Source organism: Lentzea sp. CA-135723, from assembly GCF_050936595.1.
In the GTDB taxonomy this organism is placed as follows: domain Bacteria; phylum Actinomycetota; class Actinomycetes; order Mycobacteriales; family Pseudonocardiaceae; genus Lentzea.
Genome location: NZ_JBNJMK010000001.1, coordinates 5,699,632 through 5,720,713, shown reverse-complemented (window position 1 = coordinate 5,720,713; position 21,082 = coordinate 5,699,632). Strand labels below are relative to the sequence as shown.

The following is a 21,082-nucleotide window of genomic DNA, read 5'->3' as shown; positions in this document are numbered from 1 at the left end:
CCAAGCGTGGGAATCTCCGACGTTCCCGCTGAGCTGCCCGAGGGCGCCGTCCTGCTGGACGTGCGCGAGCAGGACGAGTGGGACGCGGGCCACGCGCCCGGCGCCGTGCACGTCCCCATGAGCGAGATCGGCGCCCGCCTCGAAGAGGTGCCGAACGACGTGCAGCTCTACGTCGTGTGCCGCGCCGGCGGCCGTTCCGCCCGCGTGACCCAGTACCTCAACGAGAACGGCTGGGAGGCCGTGAACGTCGAGGGCGGCATGCAGCACTGGGAGGCGGCCGGTCGGCCGCTCGAAGGCGGCACCGACGGCGCGGAACCCCAGGTCATCTGATCGTGCAGCCGCTGCAGCCGATGCGCGTGGACTGGGTGGCGACGCCGCCACCCGGTGCGTACCCGCAGCCGTCGCACCGGTCGCAGCGGCGTTCCTACGTCGGTCCGCCGACCTACCCGGTCCCGCCGCGCTGGGGTTTCCCGCTGCTCGCGTGGCGCTGGCCCACCGCGGTGCCGGGTGCAGCGGAGACGGCGAACTCCGTCGACAACGTCCGCCGGTGGGGCCGGATCACGCAGAACTCGCTGTTCCTGCTGGCCGTCATCGCCCTGTGGTCGGCGGGTTCCGAGATCTGGCGCTACGTGCTGGTCGCGCAGAGCCGCTTCGGCGCGTTGTCCGCGACCACGGTGTACACGTCGGACGCGATGGTGCTGGCCTCCGGCCTCCTGTACTGGACCGTCGGGTGCTTCGCGCTGATCCCCGTCGTGATGTGGTCGTGGCGCGCGCGGAACGTGGCCGCAGACCTGGCGGGCTACCGGCCGTCCCGGTCGGGCGTCGCCGCGCTGCTGCTGATGTTCGTGCCCTTCGTGAACCTCGTGGTGCCCGGTTCGGTGCTCGCGGAGCTCGAACACGCGGTGGCCCGCCGCCCGGTCGACGAACGCCCGCGGCCGTCGAAGGTGCTGCGCTGGTGGTGGGGTTTCTGGGTCGCGTCCGGCCTGCTCTTCCTGCTCATGTTGTTCTGGCGGACCCTGGACAGCACGCAGGCGCGCGCGGACGGCATCCTGCTCTGGGCGTTCGCCGACCTGGTGCTCGTCGGTACGACCGTGACGTCCCTGCTGGTCGTCCGCCGCATCACCACGTTGCTGCTGCCGGTGGACGCCGCGTCCGTGCGGCTGATGCGCGTGGTCGAGGTCAAGGACGCCCCCGCACCGCCGCTGCGCGCCGTCCGCGCCTCCGGTTCGCCCCGCTGAGTTCAGCCGACGTTCGTCCCCGCGGCCCTTCCGAGGCCTTCCGCGTGCTGCCAGGTTGGGGTGATGCGGACACTCATCGGGGCACTGGTGATCGCTTTGGCCACCCCTGGCGCGGCCCAGGCACACCAGCGGGACTTCGACCTCCAGGCACACCGCGGCGGCATCGGCCTGACCGTCGAGAGCACGCTCAAGGCGTTCGGCAAGGCCCTGGAACTGGGCGTGACCACTCTTGAGCTGGACCTCCAGATCACGCGCGACGGCCGTGAGGTCATCACCCACGACCGCAAGACCAACCCGTCGAAGTGCCTCGACACCAAGCCGGCGTTCCCCGGCGACCCGGAGTTCCCGTACGCGGGCAAGTACGTGAAGGACCTGACGTTCGCCCAGGTCAGAACGCTGGACTGCGGCAGCACCCGCTGGTCCCAGTACCCGGACCAGGAACTCTCACCTGGCGCCCGCATGCCCACCCTCGCCGAGCTCTTCGACCTGGCCCGCGAGCACCGGGCCTGGGGCATCCGCTTCAACATCGAGACCAAGGTGGAAGCCGCCGCCCCGCACGAAACGGCGCCGCGCGAACAGTTCGTCCAACGGGCCGTCCAGGAGATCCGCCGCTCGGGCTTCTTCCACAACGTCACCATCCAGTCCTTCGACTGGGCCACCCTGATGCTGATGCGCCGCACCGAACCGCGCCTGCCCGTCGTGGCCCTGACCCAGCCCGAGATGCTGCGCCCCGGCTCGCCGTGGACGGGCGGCCTCGAACTGGCCGACTTCGGCGGCAGCGTCGCGAAGATGGCGAAGAGCTTCGGCGCCTCCGCGCTGTCCCCGGTGCACGGCAACCCGCAGAACGGCAAGGTAGGCGACCCGGACTACGTGCCGTTCACGACCAAGGCGTTGGTGCAGGACGCGCACCGGCACGGCCTGAAGGTGGTCCCGTGGACCATCAACGACCCGGCGACGATGAACAAGCTCATCGACGACGGCGTGGACGGGATCATCACCGACTACCCGGACCGGCTGCGCGACGTGATGAAGGACCGCGGCTTCAAGCTGCCGAAGCGCTACCGGGCCTAGCCGCTACTCGGCGCTGAGCGGCAACGAGTGCAGGCCGCGGATCACGAACTCCGCCCGCCGGTTCGGTTCCTCGGCCAGCACCACGCCGGGCAGCTTCCGGTGCAGCGACGACAGCGCCGCCTCCACCTCGATCCGGGCCAGCGGCGCGCCCAGGCAGTAGTGGATGCCCATGCCGAACCCGAGGTGCGGGTTCTTCTCGCGCCCGACATCCAGCGAGTCGGGCTGCGAGAACACCAGCGGATCGCGCGCGGCAGCGCCCAGCAGAGCGGCGATCTTCTCGCCGGGCTCGATGACGTGGCCGGCGATCTCCACCCGTTCGGTGGCCGTGCGCTCGAAGAGCTGCAACGGCGAGTCGTAGCGGATGAGCTCCTCCACGGCCGTGGGCATCAGAGCGGGCGAGAGGCGTTCCCACTGCGAACGGTGCTGCATCAGCGCGTAGACGCCGTTGCCAATGACGTTGACCGTCGCCTCGTGTCCCGCCATCAACAACAACACGGCGGTGGCGACGAGTTCGTCCTCGGTGAGGCGAGCGCCGTCCGTGTCGGTCACGGCCACCAGGTCGGACACGAGGTCCGTGCCAGGAGACACCCGGCGAAGGGCCACCAGTTCGCGCAGGTACGCGACGAACTCGGTGGCCGCCAGTTCGGCCGCGGCCTGCTGGTCGGCGGGCAGGCCGTACTCGTACATCTTCACGATGGCGTTCGACCACGGCTGGAGCAGGTGGCGGTCAGCAACGGGGACACCCAGAAGCTCCGCGATCACCTCGACGGGGAGCGGCGCGGCGACGTGGGCGAGGAGGTCGGCCTGGCCCTGGTCCTTGATCTTCGCGGCCAGGTCGTCGACCAGCTTGTCGGCCAGGTCGGCGACCCACGGGCGGAGGCGTTCCACGTGGCCCCGGCCGAAGGCGGCGGCGACCAGGCGGCGCAGGCGGGTGTGGGTCGGTGGCTCGTTCTCCAGCAGCGAGTTGCGGTGCAGGAGGTTGAACGACATGAACTGCTCGACCGGCTTCACGTCCGACCAGATGCGGCCCAGCGAGCGGTGGCGCAGGACGGCGCTGCAGGCCGCGTGCGAGACGGCCACGGCGACGCCCATCTGCTCGTGGTGATGCACCTCACCGGCTTCGCGCAGGGCGGCGAAGGCCGGGTACGGGTCTGCGATGAACGCGGGATCGCGCTGGTCGAACGTCACAAGGCGGGACGGTAAGTCGCGATCGGCGTTTCGTCCACGTCCATTTGATTGATGACTCAAATTGTTGCGGAGACCGTATCGTTCGGGTTGTGCAGCAGCCTGCCGTCGTCGCGCACCGCGGTGCGTCCACAGACCGTCCTGAGCACACCATCGGCGCGTACGAACTCGCGCTCAAAGAAGGTGCAGACGGGCTTGAATGCGACATCCGTCTGTCCAAGGACGGCGAGATCGTGTGTGTGCACGACCGCACGCTCACACGGACGTCGAACGGCCGTGGCACCGTGAGCGCACTCACACTCGAAGAGCTGAAAAGCTACGACTACGGCAGTTGGCACCCGCACGGTCAACGAGCCGAGCTGCTGCTGCTCGACCAGCTGCTGGAACTGGTCAAGGGCACGAACGTGCAGCTCTTCATCGAGACCAAGCACCCGGTCCGCTACCGCAACGAGATCGAACGCAAGCTCGTCCAGGCGCTCGAGAAGCACGACCTCAACGCCCAGATCGTCATGATGTCGTTCTCGCCCACGGCGGTGAAGGCCTTCCGCGAGCAGGCGCCGGACATCCGCACGGTGCTGCTCCTCGACCGCCTCGGCCGGTACCGCAGCGGCGCGCTGCCGTCGTTCGCCGACTACACGGGGCCAGGCGTGCACCTGCTGCGCAACGACCCCGGATACGTCGATCGGGCCAGGCGCGCAGGCCACGAGACGTACGTGTGGACGGTCGACAGCGCCGAGGACGTCGCCCTGTGCCGTGACCTGGGGGTCCGCTACCTCGCGACGAACGCCCCGGCGAACACCCGCCGCCTGCTGACGGCTAACTTGGCCACCTAGCAAAGCCTGAGCACGAGGAGGGCCAAGGTGGCCAAGCGGACCGCGGTCAAGGACGCACCGAAGGACGGGATCAACCCCAAGCAGCCCTGCCCGTGCGGGTCCGGCAAGCGCTACAAGGCCTGCCACGGCGCGCCCGGTGGCGCGACCGACGTGATCGTGTCCCGGCCGTTCGAGGGCCTCGCCGCCGAGTGCGAGCTGATCGCGCTGCGCGAGTTCGTGCCGTCGGCCGTGGTGAAGCTGCCGGTCAAGGACGGCCGCGAGGTCACGCTCGCCACCGTGCTGCCGATGGCCGCCGCCGGTCTCATCCGCGGCGACGACGTGCCGTTCGTGGGTCTGCAGGTGCAGACGCGCTCCGGTGACATCAGCCGCGACCTCGCGCGCGCCGTGAGGTGGGCGCAGGACGCGAAGACCGGTGACGTGCTGCCGGTCGTCGGTCCGGACAACGGCGAGAACCCCGGCCGCCTGCAGGACCTGCTGGACGTCGACGCCGACATCACGCCCGTGCTGCACACCGACTTCATCTGGTGGATGCCGGAGGGCACCGAGCCGACCGGTGACGTCGCGCTGTCGCTGGAGCGCGCGAACGCCGCGATCCTGCCGACCGAGCGCCTCGACGCCCCCGGCGTGAAGGCCGCCTACTGGGTCGACGCGGGCGACAAGGCGCACCTGCGCTGGGTCCGTCCCGAGGCCGAGGAGAAGCTGCTGGACGCGATGGCCCGCCTGGCCGCCCGCGGTGAGCTCGACCTCGGCGAGGGCTCGCGCTACGCCGGTTCGTTCCGCGCGCACGGCCTGCTCGTGCCGGTGTGGGACCTCGACCGCGAGATGCACGCCCGCGAGTGGGCCGAGCCGGCCGAGGCGCTGGGCAAGCGGCTGCTGGAGGCGCTCGCGTCCGACGAGCAGCTGTCCGACGCCGAGCGCCGCGCCCGCGAGGGCCTGCGGGGACGCCAGATCACCCTGCGGTAGTCCACAGGGTTGTCCACATAGTTGTGCACAGGGAGCTGTGGATAAGTGCTGCTGCACATCATCACGACGGCCGGCTGGGCCGCTGCCCAGTCGGCCGGGGTCATCACGCCCAACGACGGTGACGAGTTCGTGCACTGCTCCGATCGGGGCGTCGTGCACGTGTCGGCCGGCAAGTTCTTCCACGGGCAGAGCGGCCTGCTGCTGCTCGTCATCGACCCGAAGCTGGTCGAGGTGCCGGTCAGGTGGGAGCCGGTGGCGGACTCGCCGCTGTGGTTCCCGCACGTCTACGGCCCGATCCTGGTCACCGCGGTGACCGAGGTCCACGAGTTCCCCAGCGAGCGAGATGGTTCGTTCGTACTGCCGCAAGCCGTTGCGGTTCTGTGATTAAGTAAGGCAACCGTCCGGCACCCCTTGGGCGTGGACTCCCCGAACGCAGTTTCGCTGCTTCTGGGGAGGGGGTGTGCCGTGACGGCAGTGCTGGGTGGGGAGCTGGCCGCCGAACGCGGCGGGGGAAGAGCGGAAACCGTGGGGGATTTCGCTGAGTTCGTGCGCATTTCCATGCCCGGACTCCTTCGCTACGGGCATGCGCTGACGGGGAACCCGCACGATTCGGCGGACCTCGTCCAGGCGGTGCTGGAGAAGGTCGGTTCCCGCTGGGCCGCCGTGCAGCGCAAGGGCGACGACCCGCTCGCGTACGTGCGCCGGGCGATGGCCAACACGCACATCAGCATCTGGCGCCGTCGCAGGCGCGAAAGCCTCGTGGCGGACTTCCCGGACGTCGGCGCCGTCGCGCCCGAGCTGAGCCGGCTGGAGAACGAACCCCTCTGGCAGGCACTGCGCGCACTTCCACCGCGGCAACGTGCCGTGATCGTGCTGCGTTACTACGAGAACCTCTCCGAAGCCGAGATCGCGGACGCGCTCGGCATCTCCTGCGGGACGGTCAAGAGCCAGAGCAGCAAGGCGATGGCGAGTCTTCGAACACGCCTGGGAAAGGACTGATCAGTGGACGACCTCGACGACGAGCTGAGGAAGCTCTTCAGCGACGATCGGCTGGACGTCCACTCCACGCCGGTCGCGACAGAGTCGGTGGTGGCGGGGGCCAACCGCCGCAGGCGTCGCCGCACCGCCGTCACCGGCACGTTCGCCGTGGTGGCCGTGGTCGGCGCGGTCGCAGGCGTGCTCCAGCTGAACTCGATGCAGCAGGAGGACACGGTCGGCGCCCTGCTGACCACGTCCTCCACGACCGCCAGCACGACCCCGCCGCCGATGTCCGTCAGCACGGTCATCTCGACGGCGACCGTGACGGTCGGAGCGCCTCCGAACAGCAACGGCTCCACCAACCCTGACGTCCCCGGGAGCAGGACCACCCCGAAGTCGAACGTCACCACGTCGGCGCCGGCCACCCCGGAAGCACAGCCCGGCCGCTACGGATCGCTCTCGCTGGGGATGACCGAGGCCGACGCGTTGGCGACCGGATCGCTGCTCCAGGCGGGCACCGCCGCGGACGGCCGGTGCAAGACCTACGCGACCAAGTCGAACGCGAACGACGACGCGGTGGTCATCTCGCCGGACCGGGGCATCGTGCGGATCCAGCTGCCGGACTTCGCCAAGACGCCCAAGAACGTCGGCAAGGGGTCGAAGGTGGCGGACGTGAAGACCGCCTACGCCAACGCCGTCCAAGCCGACGCCAGGACGACCGTGAAAATGGCGGCGACGCCTCCCTGGTCGTACGTCTTCGAAAACGACGGAACCGTGGTGACGCAGGTTTTCATGCGTCTCGACGCCAACGACTGCGCCAGCGTCTGACCAACCACAACTTGCCGAGGTCCCGCTGCTCTTGGGGGTGCAGCGGGGCCTCGGCATCCCCTTTTTCCGGGCAGAAAACCCGCAGTCTCCCGTGACTCTTTCGTGACGAACAAGTCTGCAACCACCAGGTGCTGCCGACGTCTTATGGGTGTCTCGAAAACAAGCCTGGGGGAACTGAAATGAAGAACGCAATCAAGATCGCAATTGTCGCCGGAATCGCCGTGGCCGGAATTACCGCCTGCACGTCCAACCCGGTGCCGGACGCCGCGCCGGCGACGACCCTGCCGTCCGCCACGATCGCGCCGCCGCCCTCCGTCGTGACCAGCGTCGTGACCACCACGGTCACCGAGCAGCGGGAGCCCGACGCGTTCACGCAGGTGGTGGTCGACAACCGCATCGGCTACGGCGCGCTCAAGCTCGGCATGACGGAGCAGGAGGCGGTCGCCGCAGGCCTGACGGACATCGACTGGTCGTCGTCTCACGACCCGGGCTGCACCACCGCGCAGAACGTCGCCATTTCGAAGAAGTACGGAATCGAGCGGATCACGTTGCCCGTCGACGCCAAGACGTCGAAGGGAATCGGGGTGGGCTCGACCATCGCGGACGTGAAGCGGATGTACCCGAACGCCGAGGAATTCCGCATGGGTCTCGGGGTGCAGCTGAACGACACCGCCAGCTACCAGTTCACGACCTACGGATTCGGTGACAACGAAAAGATCGTCGAGATCAAGCTGAAGTCCCACCAGGTCGACTGCTCGATGTCTTCTCTGTAGAACAAGCCAACCACTGGGGGAAAAGAAATGAACCGCTCGATCGTCGCAGTCACCGTTCTCGCCGCTCTGGGCCTGGCCGCGTGCACGTCCACGCCGTCTCCGGACGACGCGCCGGCCACGTCGACCTCCGCCACGGCGCCGTCGGCCGTCGTCAAGACCGAGGTCGTCACCGAGACCGTCACGAACCCCGCCGCGCCGCCACCGCCGGCCAAGCCCGTGATCGGTTCTTTCGGCTACGGCGCGCTGAAGCTCGGCATGACCCTCCAGCAGGCGCTGGACACCAAGCTCATCAGCCCCTCCGGCAGTTCCCTCGCGGGCTGCACGATCCACGAGATCATGGGCACCGACCAGCAGGTGTCGGTGTCCCCGACGCGCGGCGTCGTCTCGATCATGTTCACCGCGGACATGACGGCGGATGGCGCGGGCCGCGGTGCGAGGGAGACGAAGCTCAAGGAGGAGTACACGAACCTCGAGTCCGGCGCGCCGAACTACACCTACCGGGCGGAGGCGGACGGCAACCCGAACGCGGTGTTCCTCTTCAGGGTGGCGCAGGGGACCGTCATCACGGCAGAGGTCGACCTCAAGGACCAGGACTGCCACGACTAGTCGAAAAAATCTTGGGGGACGGTGTCGAGATCCGCGTTTCGGCTCCGTCCCAGGGGTGCAAGTGACCAGGATGGGTCGCAACAGCACCGAGGGAGACACCCGAGATGGCCAAGTACCTGCTGCTCAAGCACTACCGCGGCGCTCCTGACCCGATCAACGACGTCCCGATGGACCAGTGGTCGCAGGACGAGATCTCCGCGCACATCAAGTACATGAACGACTTCGCGGACAAGCTCAAGGAGACCGGCGAGTACGTCGACGGCCAGGCGCTCGAGCAGACCGGCGCCTGGGTCCGGTACGACGGCGAGGGCCGTCCGCCGGTCACCGACGGACCGTTCGCGGAGACGAAGGACCTCATCGCCGGCTGGATGATCCTCGACACCGACACCTACGAGCGGGCGCTCGAACTGGCCGGGGAGCTGTCGGCGGCGCCGGGCAAGGACGGCAAGCCGATCCACGAGTGGCTGGAGATCCGGCCGCTCTACGGCAACGCCCCGACGATCACGGAGTGACGGGTGGACGAGGCACTGCTCAGGAGCCTCACGCCGGCCGTGCTCGGCATCCTCGTCCGCCGCGGAGCAGACTTCGCGGCGGCCGAGGACGCCCTGCAGGACGCGCTGGTGGAGGCGGTGAAGGCGTGGCCGGACGACCCGCCGCGGGATCCGAAGGGCTGGCTCGTCACGGCGGCGTGGCGCAAGTTCCTCGACGCGACGAGGGCGGACACCGCGCGGCGCCGGCGTGAGGACGTCGTCACCGCGGAACCTGAGCAGGGCCCGTCCCCCGACACCGACGACACGCTCCAGCTCTACTTCCTGTGCGCGCACCCGTCGCTCACGGCGTCGTCGGCCGTCGCGCTGACGTTGCGGGCCGTCGGCGGGCTGACCACCAGGCAGATCGCGCAGGCGTACCTGGTGCCGGAGGCCACCATGGCCCAGCGCATCAGCCGGGCCAAGAAGACCGTCGGCGACGTGCGGTTCGACCAGCCAGGCGACGTCGCGACCGTGCTGCGCGTGCTCTACCTCGTCTTCAACGAGGGCTACTCCGGCGACGTCGACCTGGCCGCGGAGGCCATCCGGCTCACCCGCAGGCTCGCCGCCGCGATCGACCACCCCGAGGTCGCCGGGCTGCTCGCGCTCATGCTCCTGCACCACGCCCGCCGCGCGTCGCGGACGCAGGACGGCAACCTCGTGCCGCTCGCCGAGCAGGACCGCGGCAGGTGGGACACGCGGCTCATCGCGGAGGGCGTCGAGATCCTCCAGGCGGCCCTGGCGCGGGACCGGCTGGGCGAGTTCCAGGCGCAGGCGGCGATCGCGGCACTGCACGCGGACGCGCCCGTGGCCGAGGAGACCGACTGGGTGCAGATCGTCGAGTGGTACGACGAACTGCTCGCGCTGACCAACAGCCCGGTCGTGCGGCTCAACCGCGCGGTGGCCGTGGGCGAGGCGGACGGGCCGCGCGCCGGCCTGAAAGCGTTGGCGGAACTGGACGAGTCATTGCCCCGCTACTCGGCCGTGGCCGCCTACCTCCACGAGCGGGACGGCGACCTCCGAACGGCCGCGCGCCTTTACGTCGAGGCCGCCGGGAAAGCGTCGAACGCGGCCGAACGGGATTACCTCACCCGCCAGGCCGCCCGGCTCAACAACTGAAAAAGGCCCGCCACCCGAAAGGGTTAGGCGGGCCTTTGTGATCAGGCACTCAATCGTGCGGAAGGATTACGTCAGAGTGCTCCGCCGGCAGCACTGGGGGCACCCGAGTCGGCGCCTTCGTCACCCACGTGCTCGCGGGTCAGGAACGTCTCCACGTAGAACATGTTGCCGTCGGCGCGGTCCATGATGGTGAGCAGCGTCTTCATCGAGGAGACCTCCTCGACCTGCTCCTTCAGGAACCACTGCAGGAACTGCTCGCCGATGTAGTCGCCCTCCTCGCGGGCGGCGCTGGCGAGCGCGACGATCTGGTCGGTGACCTGCTGCTCCTGGGCGAGGGCCAGCGCGACGAGGTCACGCGGCGCCTTGAACTCGTTGATCGGCGTCCCGACGCCCGGGATGGTGATCGCGATGTCGTTGTCCATCAGGAACCGCACGATCATCATCGCGTGGTTGCGCTCTTCGAGAGCCTGCTTGTAGAAGTGCGACGCGAGGCGGGGGAGGTCCTCGTTGTCGAACCACACGGCGAGAGCGATGTACTGCTGCGAAGCGGCGAACTCGTTGCCGACCTGAGCCTGCAGGAGCTCGTGGAACTTCGACTTCTTCGTCAGGATCTTCTTCACGTTCGAGGCCATGAGGAGTACGTTAACCCAAAATGGAGAACCGCGCATTCCAGGAAAAGCTAACCTTTGTTTGGAAAGGTGATCCAAACAAAGGTTAGGCGTTCCTAACGATCACACCAATGGCGCGCGGTCGATCGGGCACGACATGCAGCGGGGTCCGCCGCGGCCGGAGCCCAGTTCCGAACCGGCGATCCGCAGCACCTCGACGCCTTGATCCTCCAGGCGCGCGTTGGTCTCCACGTTGCGTTCGTATGCCACGACGAGACCGGGTGCCACGGCGAGGGTGTTGTTGCCGTCGTCCCACTGCTCGCGTTCGGCCGTGACGACGTCCAGGCCCGTGTCGATCACACGCAGCCGTTCGATGCCCATCGCCTCAGCCGCCGCCTCCAGGAACGGCACGGGGCCGTCCACGCGCACGCCGCCGTTGCCGTCGGAACGCAGCGGGTAGGCGGTGAGGGAGTCGCTGATCGCCGGGTACATCACCACGGCGTCGCGGTCGACCATCGTGCAGACGGTGTCGAGGTGCATGGTGGCGCGTTCCTGGGCGATCGGCACCGCCAGCACGGTGTGCGCGAGGCCGTCCGCCAGCGCAGAGCGCGCGAACGACTCGGCGCCCGCCGGGGTGGTGCGCTCGCCGACGCCGATCGCGATCACGCCGGGGGCGAGCAGCAGCACGTCGCCGCCCTCCAGCGGCGCCGAGTGCGCGCCGTACGCGCGACCCGTGCGGCGGAACCGCGGGTGGTAGGCGTAGATCAGGTCCGTCAGCGTCGTCTCGCGGTCGCGGGCGGGCAGGGCGAGGGAGGTGATGGCCACGCGGTCGCCGACCCACACCGACGAGTCGCGGGTGAAGAGCAGGTTCGGCAGCGGGTCGACGGCGAAGTCGATCGGCAGGTGCATCTTGCGCACCAGCGACGCGCCCTCGGCGGCCGGCAGCTCCTCGAACGTCATGCCGGTCATCAGCACCTGCGCGAGCTGCGGCGCCGGCAACGAGGTGAGGTGGCTGCGCAGCGCGTCGGCCAGGTCGATGCCGAGGCGGCGCTCGTTGACGGCGCTGTGGATGCCGGCGATGCGCGCGCGGTTGTCGTCCAGCGCCTGCACCAGCACGTCCGCGAGCAGCAGGACCTCGACGCCCTTCGAGGTCAGCGTCGCGGCGAACGCGTCGTGCTCCTCCTGGGCCCGTCCGACCCACGGCACGCCGTCGAACAGCAGCTGGTCGTTGTTGCGGGGCGTGAGCCTCTTGAGCTCGTTGCCCGGCCGGTGCAGCAGCACCGTGCGCAACGGGCCGACCTCGCTGTCCACGCGGGGCGCGGCGTCCGGGAGTGCTTCCGTCTCAGCGATCGTGTGCGCAGTCACCGGTCGAGCGTAACCCTGAACAGCACAAATCGCCGCTCACGGGCTCAGATTGGCAACGAATCGTGTGGAATGCCGCTCTGGACCGTCGAATCGTTAGGGCAACCAGCTGACTTTGCCGCGAAGTATTGTGTAGCCGACGAACGCCACGACGTCGAGGATCGTGTGAGCGATCACCAACGGCCACAACCGCTTCGTCCGCTGCCAGTAGTACCCGAACACCAGGCCCATCACGACGTTGCCGACGAACCCGCCGAAGCCCTGGTAGAGGTGGTACGACCCGCGCAGCACGGCGGCCGCGAACAGCGCCGTGTACTGCCGCCACCCGAGCTGGTTCAGCCGCGTGATCAGGTACCCGACGACGAGCACCTCCTCCGCCCACGCGTTGCCGGCGGCGGCGAGGATCAACGCGACGCTCATCCACCACTGGTTGTCCAAAGTGGACGGCTGGACGGCGAGGTTGAGCCCGAGCGCCCACGCGGCGAAGTACAGCCCCAGCCCGGGGATGCCGATGATCGCCGCGAGCCCCAGCGCGCCGAGCGAGTCGGCGAGCTTGCGCGTTCCGTCCAGCCCGATGACCTTGAGCTTGATCCCCGTGCGCCACAACAGGTACAGCCCGATGCCGCCCCACGCGGCCAGCTGCAGCACCCCGAGCAGCTGCGCGACCAGGTCCAGCAGGTCGGCACGCGCCTGCGGGACGTTGATCGCGACGGACTGCTGGTTGAGCGGCGTCGGCTGCAGCAGGCTGTCGATCAGCCGCACCAGGCTGCGCAGCCCGGACAACCCGAGCGTCATGCTGAAGACGATCAGCAGTTCGAGCTGGTAACCGCGCTTCTCGTCGGCGGGGATCAAGGTCACCCGCGCGAGGCTACCTCTGGGAGAGGAACGGGCAGCCCATCAACCGCCGCAGCTCGGCGGCGAGTTCCTGCGGCGTGCTGACCGGCTTCGAGAACGCGATCCGCACGTCGTGGTCGTCGCACTCGGCCTCGACCCGCAGCCGCAACCCGAACCGGTCGAGCCCGAGCGGCCGCACGTGCCCCGCCTGCAGCTCCTCCGGCAGGTGCCGCGCGAGCTGCCCGACGACGTCCCGGTGCGCCGCCTCCAGGTGTCGCAACCAGTGGTCCTCGTTGCGGCAGAACGGATCCGGCTGCGCACTTGCGAACTGCTCTGGCCGGATCGACGACGTCCCCTCCGCGTCCGCGATCACCATCGACGCCGGTGTGAGCCTCAGCACGGAAGCCCCGTGCCCGGCGTCCAGCAGCCGGTGGTCGGGCCGCACGTCGGCCACCGCGAGGATCTCGTCGCGCGCCTCTTTGCCGTCCAGCGCGGCCACCCACCCGGTCAGCCACAACAACCCGCGCACGGGCTCGCGCAACGGCACGGGCGCCTGGTCGGCGATCTCGAGCATCGCCGTCAGCTCCGTCCGCGGCGTCTGCCACAGCTGCCCGACCAGCGGATGTTCGTCCGGCAGCAACAGGATCGTGGTGCCGCACGGGTGCACGTGGTGGAACAGCGGGCTGGTGCGCGACCCGGACTGAGGAAGCAGCGCGGCGGCCCCGTGGCGCTCCGCGATCGTGCGGGCGCGCTCTGCGGCGTGCGGCGCCGGCGGGCGCTTGGTCTGGGTGTCGGTCACCGCTCCACCTCCTCGAAGGTTAGGCAAGCCTAACTTAGCTTCGCTCATCAAGGGAAGCATCACCTGTACCTTGGTCAGGTGGTCGTGCCCAACAAGCCGTCCACCGAGGTGACGGCGCTCGACGATCGGTGGACCCGGCACTGCGTCGACCGGGCGAGCCGTCGTGCCCTGGTGTGGACTGTGGTCGCGGGTGCGGCCTTCGGACTCCAGTTCCTGCTGGTACTGGTGTGGTCGTGGTCGTCGCCGGTGGCCCTGGTGCTGCTCTTCTTCGCCGCGGCCGTGCTGTGGGTGGTGACACGCCGCCGTCCGGTGCGTTTACCGGAAGGCGAACCGTGGCATTTCGCCCATGTGCAGTGGGAAGGAGGGCGTCTGGTCGTGTTGAGCTCACCACCGCTTTTGCTGACCCTGCGCGTAGGGCCTCTGTTGCGTGGACGGATCGCGCGTCATCGGCGCGTGTGGTTCGTACCGCCGGACGCGTCGGGGAACACCGTCGTCACGTTCCGCGGGGTGCCGCAGCTGATCCCGGCGCGTGTCCGCAGATGATCCTCGAGACGTGGAGCGACACCTGTCTGGCGCGGGCGGATCGTCGCGCCGTCGGTCACATCTTCTTCGCGCTCGCCGTGTTCGGCGTGGTGCTCTTCATCGGCTGGCTCTGGCTCACCGTGCTGTCCGTGCCCGTGGTGCTGGAGTTCGCGGCGCCGGGGATCAGGCACTTCCTCACCCGCCGCGGCACGCTCGCGTTGATCGAGCAGTTCCCGTGGCGCCCGGTGTCGGTGAGCTTCGTGGCGGGCCGGCGGATCGGGCGGTCGGCGTACCTGAAGGTCGACGGGTCGGAGAAGAACCTGCGGCTGCCGGAACTCCCCGAACGGGCGCGGGTTCTGGTGCGGCACACCGGACGCGTGTGGATCGCCGGCCCTGACGAACGCGGGCGCGTGGCCGTGATGACGCGTGGCCTGGCGTTCTTGACGCGTGGTCGGGTCGTGGAACGCTAACGGCCCGTGGCGATGCCTTCGGCCTCTGCCCATTGCGTGAGGTCGTCCTTGCGCAGCGCGGCCGCCAGCAGTTCGGGGAACTTGTCCGGCGTGCAGGCGAACGCGGGCGCGCCCAGCGCGTGCAGCTTCGCGGCCAGCTCGTGGTCGTACGACGGGGTGCCGGAGTCGCTGAGCGCCAGCAGGTTCACGACCGTGACACCGCTCGCGACCAGCTCGCGGACGCGCCGTTGCAGCTCGGTCTCCGACCCGCCCTCGTAGAGGTCGCTGATGATCACGACGACCGTGTCGGTGGGCCTGCGGACCTGCGTCTGCGCGTAGGCGACCGCGCGGTTGATGTCCGTGCCGCCGCCGAGCTGGGCGCTGAACAGCAGGTCGACGGGATCGCTCAGCTGGTCGGTCAGGTCGGCGACCTCGGTGTCGAACGCGACGAGCCGCGTCGAGATCGACCGGATGCTCGCCAGCGCGGAACCCAGCACCGCCGCGTGCACCAACGACTCCGCCATCGAACCCGACTGGTCGACCAGCAGGACCACGTCCCGCATCGCCGCCGTCCGGCTGCGCCTGCGGTGGCCGATCAGGTCCTCGACGATCACCGTCTTGTGCTGCGGCTGGTAGTTCTTGAGGTTCGCGCGGATCGTCGTCGCCCAGTCGACGTCCGGCAGCTGCGGCCGGTGCGTGCGCTTCGAGCGGTCGACGGCACCGCGGACGGCCTCGACCAGCCGGTCCTTCAACCGCCGTTCGATGTCCTCGACCACCTTTTGCACCACGGCTTTCGCGGTGTCGCGGGTGCGGGCGGGGATCGCGCGGCTCAGCTGCAGCAACGTGCTGACGAGGTTCACGTCCGGCTCGACCGACTGCAGCAGCTCGGGTTCGAGCAGCAACTGCTTCAGGCCGAGCTTCTCGACGGCGTCGCGCTGCATGACCTGGACGACGGACGTGGGGAAGTACTTGCGGACGTCACCCAGCCACCTGTGCAACTGCGGCGAGCTCGCGCCGAGTCCCGCGCCGCGGTCGCCACCGCCGCCGTACAGGCCCGTTAGCGCGCCATCACGCCGTTGGTCGTCCTCACCGAGTTCGGACACGTCCTCGGCGCTCGGCCCCAGCAGCAAACGCCAGCGCCGCAGCCGTTCGTCCGTCATTTGAGTGATGCTGCCACTTCTTCGGCCGCACGCACGACGTGAGGGCCGACAACGTCCGCGTCGAGCTTCTCCAGCGCCACGACACCAACGGACGCCCTGAGACCGGGGACGCCACGCACTGGTGCCGCGACGCCGTACGCGTTCGGCTGCAGCTCACCGGCCGACACGACCCACAGCTCGGACGGCTGCGAGATGGCCTTGCCGGCGGCCCCGCGCTGCACCGGGTGGCGCGAGCCGACCCGGTACGCCACGTGGAAAGCCGTCCACGACGGTTCGACGACGGCGACGGCCTGCGCCTCGCTGCCGTCCGCGACCGTCAGGTGCGCGGTGGCGCCGACCTTCTCGGCGAGCTCGCGCAGCGCCGGGTTCGCCGCCATCCGCAGCTGGGGGAGGACGTTGGAGGCGAGCCGCAGCACGCCGAGGCCGAGCCGCACCTTCGAGCCCTCGCGGCGCACGAGACCGCGCGACTGCAACGGCACGAGCAGCCGGTAGACCGCGGCCCTGGACGCGCCGATGGCCGTGGCGAGCTCCGAGATCGACGGTGCCTCGGACTCCGCCTCAGCGACCGCCTGGAGCAGCGCCAGACCCCGTTCCAGGGTCAGCGAGCTCTCCTTCGTCGCTCCGACCATCACGCACTCCGAACTGTTCCCACCACCTCGGCGAGACCGACCACGGAACCGCCTTCACCGGGGGCGGTCGCGGTCAGCTTGACCGTGTCGCCGTCCTCCAGGAAGGACCTCGTGGAGCCGTCGTCGAGCTTGAACGGTTCCTTGCCGCCCCAGCTGAGTTCGAGGAACGAGCCGCGCTCGTCCTTCTCCGGTCCGGAGACCGTGCCGGAGGCGAACAGATCACCTGGGCGCACCGTAGCGCCGTTCACCGTCATGTGCGCCAGCTGTTGCACAAACGACCACGACATTTCCCGGAACGGGGGTCGCGCGACGATCGTGTCGTTGAGCTCCACCGTGATCGTGATGTCGAGGCCCCAGGGCTGGTCGCACGTCAGGTAGTCGTGCAGCTTGTTCGGCAGCGGCGGCGTGGGCACGCGTGCAACCGAGAACGCCTCCAGCGGCGTGATCCACGCGCCGATGGACGTCGCGAACGACTTGGCGAGGAACGGGCCGAGCGGCTGGTACTCCCACGCCTGGATGTCGCGCGCGGACCAGTCGTTGACCAGCGTGACGCCGAAGACGTGCTCGGCGGCCCGGCTCGTGGACACGTTGGCCGCCTTCGGGCCACCGCAGACGAACCCGACCTCCGCCTCGATGTCGAGACGCTCGGACGGGCCGAACTTCGGGCCCTCGCTGCCGCGCTTCTGGCCGTTCGGGCGGACGATCTCGGTGCCGGAGACGTACACCGTGCCCGCGCGGCCGTGGTAGCCGATCGGGAGGTGCGTCCAGTTCGGCGTGAGCGCGTCGCCGTCGGGGCGGAACATCTTCCCGACGTTCTCCGCGTGGTGCCTGCTCGAGTAGAAGTCCACGTAGTCGCCGACCGTGAACGGCAGCTTCGCCGTCTCGATGCCGACGAGTTCCGCGCCCTTGGGAGCGGAACTCGACGTGACGATCTCGCGCAGCTTCGCCCGCAGCACGCTCCACAGCGGCCGTCCGGCGGCCAGCAGCGGGTCCAGCGAGTCGCCCTGGACGTACTCGCTGCACTTGCCCAGCGCGAGGCTCCCCAGGAGCAACGCCCGGTCGCCGACGCGGACCGCCACACCGCCGTCGACGACGCCGTAGGGGAGGGTCTGCGGTCCGAACGGCTGGTCCTCGGTGAAGTTCGGGTCGCTGATCCAGCTCACAGCAGTCCAAGCCCCTCGAGGTCGGCGACAGGTTCGGCGAGCGAGCACGAGCCGTAGCTCGCGAACACACCGCGGACGGCGTGCGCGGCCTGGTCGCTCAGCGCCTTCGCCTCGGCGGTGAGAGCCTCGGCGTCGGTGCTCGCGAGCGCCTCGCGGACGTCGCGGCCGCTGAGGCTGCGGGCGGTGGCCACGAGGAGGTTCAGGAAACCGTGGTGCGTGAAGCCCTGCTCGTCGGTGTAGCGGACGGCCTTGTGCAGGCCCGCCGTCGCCTTGAACGCGACGCCGCCACCGCTGACGACGGAGAGGAAGTCCGCGACCTCCTCGACGCTCGGGAAGTTCTCCTGGGAGAGACCACCGCAGCGCAGCTTGGGCCAGCTGCCGTGCTCGATGACCCGGCGGACGCCGTCGAGCCACTCGGCACCGCCGCGGCGGGGTTCGACGACGCGGATGACGTCCTCGGGCACGAACTCGGACACGCGCTCGAGCCACACCTCGTCCACATCGGACGGTGCGGGCATCTCGACCATGCGCAGGGCGAGGAGCTCACTGCGGCTCTCGACGATGGACACGGCCTTCGGCACGCCGCCGAGGCCGGTGTCGATCACGAGGCTCAGTGCGATCGGTTTGGCCGGCTTCACCTTGATCAGCTCGGTGATCAGCTCGGCCAGACGGGAGGCGGGACAGAGGAAGAGACCCATGACGCCGGACCACTCGCCGACGCGTCCGTCGAGGTGACCGCGCACCGCGTCGGGCATCGACGCGTTCCCCGGAGGGAACAACGCGGCATCGTCCACAAGCCTCGCGAGCAGGGGCGGAGTACCGCGCGGACCGGGCGCACGGAGTTCGACAGCGCTTGACACGGCTGACACGCTAGCTGGGTATCGGTAAGTGAACAAAGATGTCCGATAATCGAACGCCCTCGGAGAGGTCATGGCTTACTACCGCCAGGTCGGTGAGATCCCCCGAAAGCGCCACACCCAGTTCCGCAAACCGGACGGTGGGCTCTACGCGGAAGAGCTCATGGGCGTCGAGGGGTTCTCGGCCGACTCCGCCCTGCTCTACCACCGGCACCTGCCGACGGCGATCGTCAACGCGGAGACCGTGAAGGACGAGCGCGGCTCGGTCGCGCCGAACCTGCCGCTGAAGCCGCGGGCGTTCAAGACGCAGGACCTGACCTGGGCTTCGGACGAGGTCGACGCCGTCACCGGTCGTCGCCGGCTGTTCGGCAACCCGGACGTGACCATTGGTTTCGTCGTCGCCACCGTGCCGTCTCCGTTGTACCGCAACGCTTTCGGTGACGAGCTGCTGTACGTGCAGTCCGGTTCGGGCGTCATCGAGACGATCTACGGGGCGTTGGAGGTGGGGGACGGCGACTACGTCGTGATCCCAACTTCCTGCACGTACCGGGTGGTGCCGTCCACGCCGATGTCGATCCTGACGATGGAGGCGACCGGGCACATCGGGCCGCCTCGCCGCTACCTGTCGAAGGCCGGACAGTTCCTGGAGCACTCGCCGTACTGCGAGCGGGACATCCGGGGTCCTGTGGAGCCGTTGGTCGTGGACGGCGAGGACGTCGACGTGCTCGTGCGGCACCGTGCGGGCCTCACGCGCTTCACCTACGCGAACCACCCGTTCGACGTAGTCGGGTGGGACGGGCACCTCTACCCGTGGGTGTTCAACATCCGCGACTTCGAACCGATCACCGGCCGCGTGCACCAGCCGCCGCCCGTGCACCAGACGTTCGAGGGACCGAACTTCGTCGTGTGCTCGTTCGTGCCGCGCAAGGTGGACTACCACCCGTTGTCCGTGCCGGTGCCGTACAACCACGCGAACGTCGACTCGGACGAGCTGATGTTCTACGTGGGCGGCAACTACGAGGCGCGCAAGGGCTCCGGCATCGGCGTCGGCTCTCTCTCGTTGCACCCGTCCGGCTGCACGCACGGACCGCAGCCCGGAGCGGTCGAGGCGTCGCTGGGCGTGGACTACTTCGACGAGACGGCGGTCATGGTCGACACGTTCCGGCCGCTGGAGTTGGGCGAGGCCGCGGAGGCCTGCGAGGACCCCGGTTACGCGTGGACGTGGGCCCGTCGCGGTCCGGCCTGATTTTCTGTCGGAGGTCCTCGCTACTTTGGTCTGGTGAGGACACGAGCCGTTCCGATGCGCTGGCAGGGCCTGGGCAAGGCCCTGCCGGTGCTGTGGGGCCTCTACGCGGGCTCCGGCTCGACGCCGTACCGCGTCTGCGTGGACCTGGCGGCGGGCTCGGCCAAGTGCACCTGCCCGTCCCGCAAGTTCCCCTGCAAACACGCCATCAGCCTGCAGGAACTGGATCTCCCCGACTCGTCTCCACCGGAGTGGGTGGCCGAGTGGACGTCTCGTCGCGCCGCTCGTGAGCTGGACTCGTCGCCGGAAGCCGTCGCTCGCCGCCTGCGCGCCCGTGAGAAGACGGCGGCCAACCGCGCGCTGGCGATGTCGTCGGGCATCGACGGTCTGCGCGACTGGTTGCTGGACGTGGCCTCGGCCGGCATCGCGTCGTTGCCGGGCCGTCCCGCCTCGTGGTGGCAGGCGTTCACCGCGCGCATGATCGACGCCCAGGTGCCCGGCATCGCCGCCGCGGTCACGGAGATCCAGGAGATCGTCTTCCGCTCGGGCCCGCGCTGGACCTCGGACGTGGCCGACCGCCTCGGCGGCCTGCACCTGCTGTGCTTCGTGCAACCGCGCACCCGCCTGGGCGTGACGATCCCGGAGGAGACGGTCAGGGCCACTCCCGGGATTTCCGACCGTTGGGTGGCGTTGCTGCGCATGGAGACCGACGACGGCCGAGTGCGCACGGTCCGCCAGTGGTGCTGGGGCCGCACCTCCGAGCGCTGGGTGGTGGCGATCCGGCACTCCGCGGTGGGCGCACCGGTCCCGCTGCTGCCCCACGGCCTGGAGTCCACCGCCCTGGTACACCCGTACCCGGCCTCAGACCGGGTGGCGCTGGGGGAGCTGACGGAGTCCGCAGCCCCGGCACACGTCCCGGCCCCCACCTCGTGGCGCACGTCGCTGGCCTCGCTGGAACCGATGCTGCTCGCCGACCCCTGGCAACGGCTGTTCCCGCTGGGGTGCGCCGCAGTCCGGCTGCACGGCTCGTCACTGGTAGACGCCTCGGGCCACGGCCTACCAGTACGCGACGACACGGGCCTGGACATGGCGCTGGCGCTGACAGGCGGCGTGCCGTTCGACGCCTGGGGCCTGTGGGACGGACACGCGCTGAGGCTCGGCGCGGTGTCGATCAACGGCGTCCTGGAGGTGGTGGCATGACCACCCAGACCACGAGCCTGACGCTCACCACCCCCCGCAACCCCACGCCACCAACCCGGCCCGGCAGCAAGCCAGCCGCGCCGCCCGCTCCGCGCCACGCCGCAACCCCGACGCTCCTCTCTCCGCCCCGCCCGC

The 21,082-nt window shown here is 69.5% G+C and carries 25 protein-coding genes; 16 read left to right on the top strand and 9 right to left on the bottom strand.

Features of this window, described 5'->3' with window-relative positions; all coding sequences use genetic code 11:
• Window positions 1–6 precede the first annotated feature (6 nt).
• From ACQEU1_RS26285 to ACQEU1_RS26275, 3 genes are all read left to right on the top strand, one after another.
• Window positions 7–330 carry a rhodanese-like domain-containing protein gene (locus ACQEU1_RS26285; RefSeq protein ID WP_433206937.1) on the top strand — a complete coding sequence of 108 codons (324 nt, stop codon included), beginning with the start codon at window positions 7–9 and terminating at the stop codon, window positions 328–330.
• Window positions 331–332: 2 nt separating this feature from the next.
• Entirely contained in the window at window positions 333–1,238 is a 906-nt protein-coding gene (locus tag ACQEU1_RS26280; protein ID WP_433206934.1) for a DUF4328 domain-containing protein, read from the top strand.
• A 63-nt stretch (window positions 1,239–1,301) separates the two neighbouring features.
• Window positions 1,302–2,309 (top strand): glycerophosphodiester phosphodiesterase, encoded by a 1,008-nt coding sequence (locus ACQEU1_RS26275; protein WP_433206931.1) that lies wholly within the window; start codon window positions 1,302–1,304, stop codon window positions 2,307–2,309.
• A 3-nt stretch (window positions 2,310–2,312) separates the two neighbouring features.
• On the opposite strand, the gene ACQEU1_RS26270 is transcribed toward ACQEU1_RS26275, so the two are convergent.
• On the bottom strand, window positions 2,313–3,497 hold the full coding sequence (locus tag ACQEU1_RS26270) for a cytochrome P450 (RefSeq protein WP_433206928.1): 1,185 nt from the start codon (window positions 3,495–3,497) through the stop codon (window positions 2,313–2,315).
• Window positions 3,498–3,586: 89 nt separating this feature from the next.
• Here ACQEU1_RS26270 and ACQEU1_RS26265 point away from each other — a divergent pair, with 89 nt between their 5' ends.
• The 9 genes from ACQEU1_RS26265 (at window position 3,587) to ACQEU1_RS26225 (ending at window position 10,121) form a co-directional block, all read left to right on the top strand.
• Entirely contained in the window at window positions 3,587–4,327 is a 741-nt protein-coding gene (locus ACQEU1_RS26265) for a glycerophosphodiester phosphodiesterase (protein WP_433206925.1), read from the top strand.
• A gap of 27 nt (window positions 4,328–4,354) precedes the next feature.
• Window positions 4,355–5,290: a DUF5926 family protein gene (locus ACQEU1_RS26260; protein ID WP_433206922.1), complete on the top strand. Its 936-nt coding sequence runs from the start codon at window positions 4,355–4,357 to the stop codon at window positions 5,288–5,290.
• Between the two features lie 45 nt (window positions 5,291–5,335).
• Entirely contained in the window at window positions 5,336–5,674 is a 339-nt protein-coding gene (locus ACQEU1_RS26255; RefSeq protein WP_433206919.1) for a DUF952 domain-containing protein, read from the top strand.
• A 90-nt stretch (window positions 5,675–5,764) separates the two neighbouring features.
• The gene (locus tag ACQEU1_RS26250; protein ID WP_433211778.1) at window positions 5,765–6,289 is read left to right on the top strand and encodes a SigE family RNA polymerase sigma factor; all 525 of its coding nucleotides are present in this window, start codon (window positions 5,765–5,767) and stop codon (window positions 6,287–6,289) included.
• Between the two features lie 3 nt (window positions 6,290–6,292).
• Window positions 6,293–7,096 (top strand): hypothetical protein, encoded by an 804-nt coding sequence (locus ACQEU1_RS26245; RefSeq protein WP_433206916.1) that lies wholly within the window; start codon window positions 6,293–6,295, stop codon window positions 7,094–7,096.
• 179 nt (window positions 7,097–7,275) lie between these two features.
• Entirely contained in the window at window positions 7,276–7,869 is a 594-nt protein-coding gene (locus tag ACQEU1_RS26240) for a hypothetical protein (RefSeq protein ID WP_433206913.1), read from the top strand.
• 27 nt (window positions 7,870–7,896) lie between these two features.
• Window positions 7,897–8,475, top strand: coding sequence for a hypothetical protein (locus ACQEU1_RS26235; RefSeq protein WP_433206910.1), 579 nt, complete (start codon window positions 7,897–7,899; stop codon window positions 8,473–8,475).
• A gap of 104 nt (window positions 8,476–8,579) precedes the next feature.
• Window positions 8,580–8,987 carry a YciI family protein gene (locus ACQEU1_RS26230; RefSeq protein ID WP_433206907.1) on the top strand — a complete coding sequence of 136 codons (408 nt, stop codon included), beginning with the start codon at window positions 8,580–8,582 and terminating at the stop codon, window positions 8,985–8,987.
• Window positions 8,988–8,990: 3 nt separating this feature from the next.
• The gene (locus tag ACQEU1_RS26225) at window positions 8,991–10,121 is read left to right on the top strand and encodes an RNA polymerase sigma factor (protein ID WP_433206904.1); all 1,131 of its coding nucleotides are present in this window, start codon (window positions 8,991–8,993) and stop codon (window positions 10,119–10,121) included.
• Between the two features lie 71 nt (window positions 10,122–10,192).
• On the opposite strand, the gene ACQEU1_RS26220 is transcribed toward ACQEU1_RS26225, so the two are convergent.
• The 4 genes from ACQEU1_RS26220 to ACQEU1_RS26205 form a co-directional block, all read right to left on the bottom strand.
• Complete coding sequence (locus ACQEU1_RS26220) at window positions 10,193–10,753, bottom strand: ferritin (protein ID WP_433206901.1); 561 nt, start codon at window positions 10,751–10,753, stop codon at window positions 10,193–10,195.
• Window positions 10,754–10,852: 99 nt separating this feature from the next.
• Entirely contained in the window at window positions 10,853–12,040 is a 1,188-nt protein-coding gene (locus tag ACQEU1_RS26215) for an arginine deiminase (protein ID WP_433211775.1), read from the bottom strand.
• Between the two features lie 147 nt (window positions 12,041–12,187).
• Window positions 12,188–12,886, bottom strand: coding sequence for a CPBP family intramembrane glutamic endopeptidase (locus tag ACQEU1_RS26210; protein WP_433211772.1), 699 nt, complete (start codon window positions 12,884–12,886; stop codon window positions 12,188–12,190).
• A gap of 73 nt (window positions 12,887–12,959) precedes the next feature.
• Entirely contained in the window at window positions 12,960–13,724 is a 765-nt protein-coding gene (locus tag ACQEU1_RS26205) for a DUF2470 domain-containing protein (protein WP_433206898.1), read from the bottom strand.
• A gap of 78 nt (window positions 13,725–13,802) precedes the next feature.
• Here ACQEU1_RS26205 and ACQEU1_RS26200 point away from each other — a divergent pair, with 78 nt between their 5' ends.
• Both ACQEU1_RS26200 and ACQEU1_RS26195 read left to right on the top strand, forming a co-directional pair.
• Entirely contained in the window at window positions 13,803–14,267 is a 465-nt protein-coding gene (locus ACQEU1_RS26200; protein ID WP_433206895.1) for a hypothetical protein, read from the top strand.
• Window positions 14,264–14,716 (top strand): hypothetical protein, encoded by a 453-nt coding sequence (locus ACQEU1_RS26195; protein ID WP_433206892.1) that lies wholly within the window; start codon window positions 14,264–14,266, stop codon window positions 14,714–14,716. The genes ACQEU1_RS26200 and ACQEU1_RS26195 overlap by 4 nt, the downstream gene beginning before the upstream one ends.
• On the opposite strand, the gene ACQEU1_RS26190 is transcribed toward ACQEU1_RS26195, so the two are convergent.
• Genes ACQEU1_RS26190 through ACQEU1_RS26175 form a run of 4 tightly spaced genes read right to left on the bottom strand, consistent with a single transcriptional unit; the run spans window position 14,713 to window position 18,507 of the window.
• Window positions 14,713–15,855 carry a VWA domain-containing protein gene (locus ACQEU1_RS26190; protein ID WP_433206889.1) on the bottom strand — a complete coding sequence of 381 codons (1,143 nt, stop codon included), beginning with the start codon at window positions 15,853–15,855 and terminating at the stop codon, window positions 14,713–14,715. The two genes, ACQEU1_RS26195 and ACQEU1_RS26190, sit on opposite strands and share 4 nt — an antisense overlap.
• A complete protein-coding gene (locus tag ACQEU1_RS26185; RefSeq protein ID WP_433206886.1) occupies window positions 15,852–16,484 on the bottom strand; it encodes an IclR family transcriptional regulator in 633 nt (210 codons plus the stop codon). Before ACQEU1_RS26185 ends, ACQEU1_RS26190 begins: the two co-directional genes overlap by 4 nt.
• Window positions 16,484–17,647 carry a fumarylacetoacetate hydrolase family protein gene (locus tag ACQEU1_RS26180; RefSeq protein WP_433206883.1) on the bottom strand — a complete coding sequence of 388 codons (1,164 nt, stop codon included), beginning with the start codon at window positions 17,645–17,647 and terminating at the stop codon, window positions 16,484–16,486. Before ACQEU1_RS26180 ends, ACQEU1_RS26185 begins: the two co-directional genes overlap by 1 nt.
• The gene (locus ACQEU1_RS26175; protein ID WP_433206881.1) at window positions 17,644–18,507 is read right to left on the bottom strand and encodes a hypothetical protein; all 864 of its coding nucleotides are present in this window, start codon (window positions 18,505–18,507) and stop codon (window positions 17,644–17,646) included. Before ACQEU1_RS26175 ends, ACQEU1_RS26180 begins: the two co-directional genes overlap by 4 nt.
• A 70-nt stretch (window positions 18,508–18,577) precedes the next feature.
• Here ACQEU1_RS26175 and ACQEU1_RS26170 point away from each other — a divergent pair, with 70 nt between their 5' ends.
• Both ACQEU1_RS26170 and ACQEU1_RS26165 read left to right on the top strand, forming a co-directional pair.
• On the top strand, window positions 18,578–19,750 hold the full coding sequence (locus tag ACQEU1_RS26170) for a homogentisate 1,2-dioxygenase (protein WP_433206879.1): 1,173 nt from the start codon (window positions 18,578–18,580) through the stop codon (window positions 19,748–19,750).
• Window positions 19,751–19,783: 33 nt separating this feature from the next.
• On the top strand, window positions 19,784–20,947 hold the full coding sequence (locus tag ACQEU1_RS26165) for an SWIM zinc finger family protein (protein WP_433206876.1): 1,164 nt from the start codon (window positions 19,784–19,786) through the stop codon (window positions 20,945–20,947).
• Window positions 20,948–21,082 lie beyond the last annotated feature (135 nt).

Coding starts and splice junctions, on each gene's coding strand:
- ACQEU1_RS26195 (WP_433206892.1), top strand. CDS start 14,264: ATGATCCTCGAGACGTGGAGCGACACCTGTCTGGCGCGGGCGGATCGT.
- ACQEU1_RS26220 (WP_433206901.1), bottom strand. CDS start 10,753: ATGGCCTCGAACGTGAAGAAGATCCTGACGAAGAAGTCGAAGTTCCAC.
- ACQEU1_RS26170 (WP_433206879.1), top strand. CDS start 18,578: ATGGCTTACTACCGCCAGGTCGGTGAGATCCCCCGAAAGCGCCACACC.
- ACQEU1_RS26185 (WP_433206886.1), bottom strand. CDS start 16,484: ATGGTCGGAGCGACGAAGGAGAGCTCGCTGACCCTGGAACGGGGTCTG.
- ACQEU1_RS26275 (WP_433206931.1), top strand. CDS start 1,302: ATGCGGACACTCATCGGGGCACTGGTGATCGCTTTGGCCACCCCTGGC.
- ACQEU1_RS26235 (WP_433206910.1), top strand. CDS start 7,897: ATGAACCGCTCGATCGTCGCAGTCACCGTTCTCGCCGCTCTGGGCCTG.
- ACQEU1_RS26210 (WP_433211772.1), bottom strand. CDS start 12,886: ATGACGCTCGGGTTGTCCGGGCTGCGCAGCCTGGTGCGGCTGATCGAC.
- ACQEU1_RS26230 (WP_433206907.1), top strand. CDS start 8,580: ATGGCCAAGTACCTGCTGCTCAAGCACTACCGCGGCGCTCCTGACCCG.
- ACQEU1_RS26190 (WP_433206889.1), bottom strand. CDS start 15,855: ATGACGGACGAACGGCTGCGGCGCTGGCGTTTGCTGCTGGGGCCGAGC.
- ACQEU1_RS26240 (WP_433206913.1), top strand. CDS start 7,276: ATGAAGAACGCAATCAAGATCGCAATTGTCGCCGGAATCGCCGTGGCC.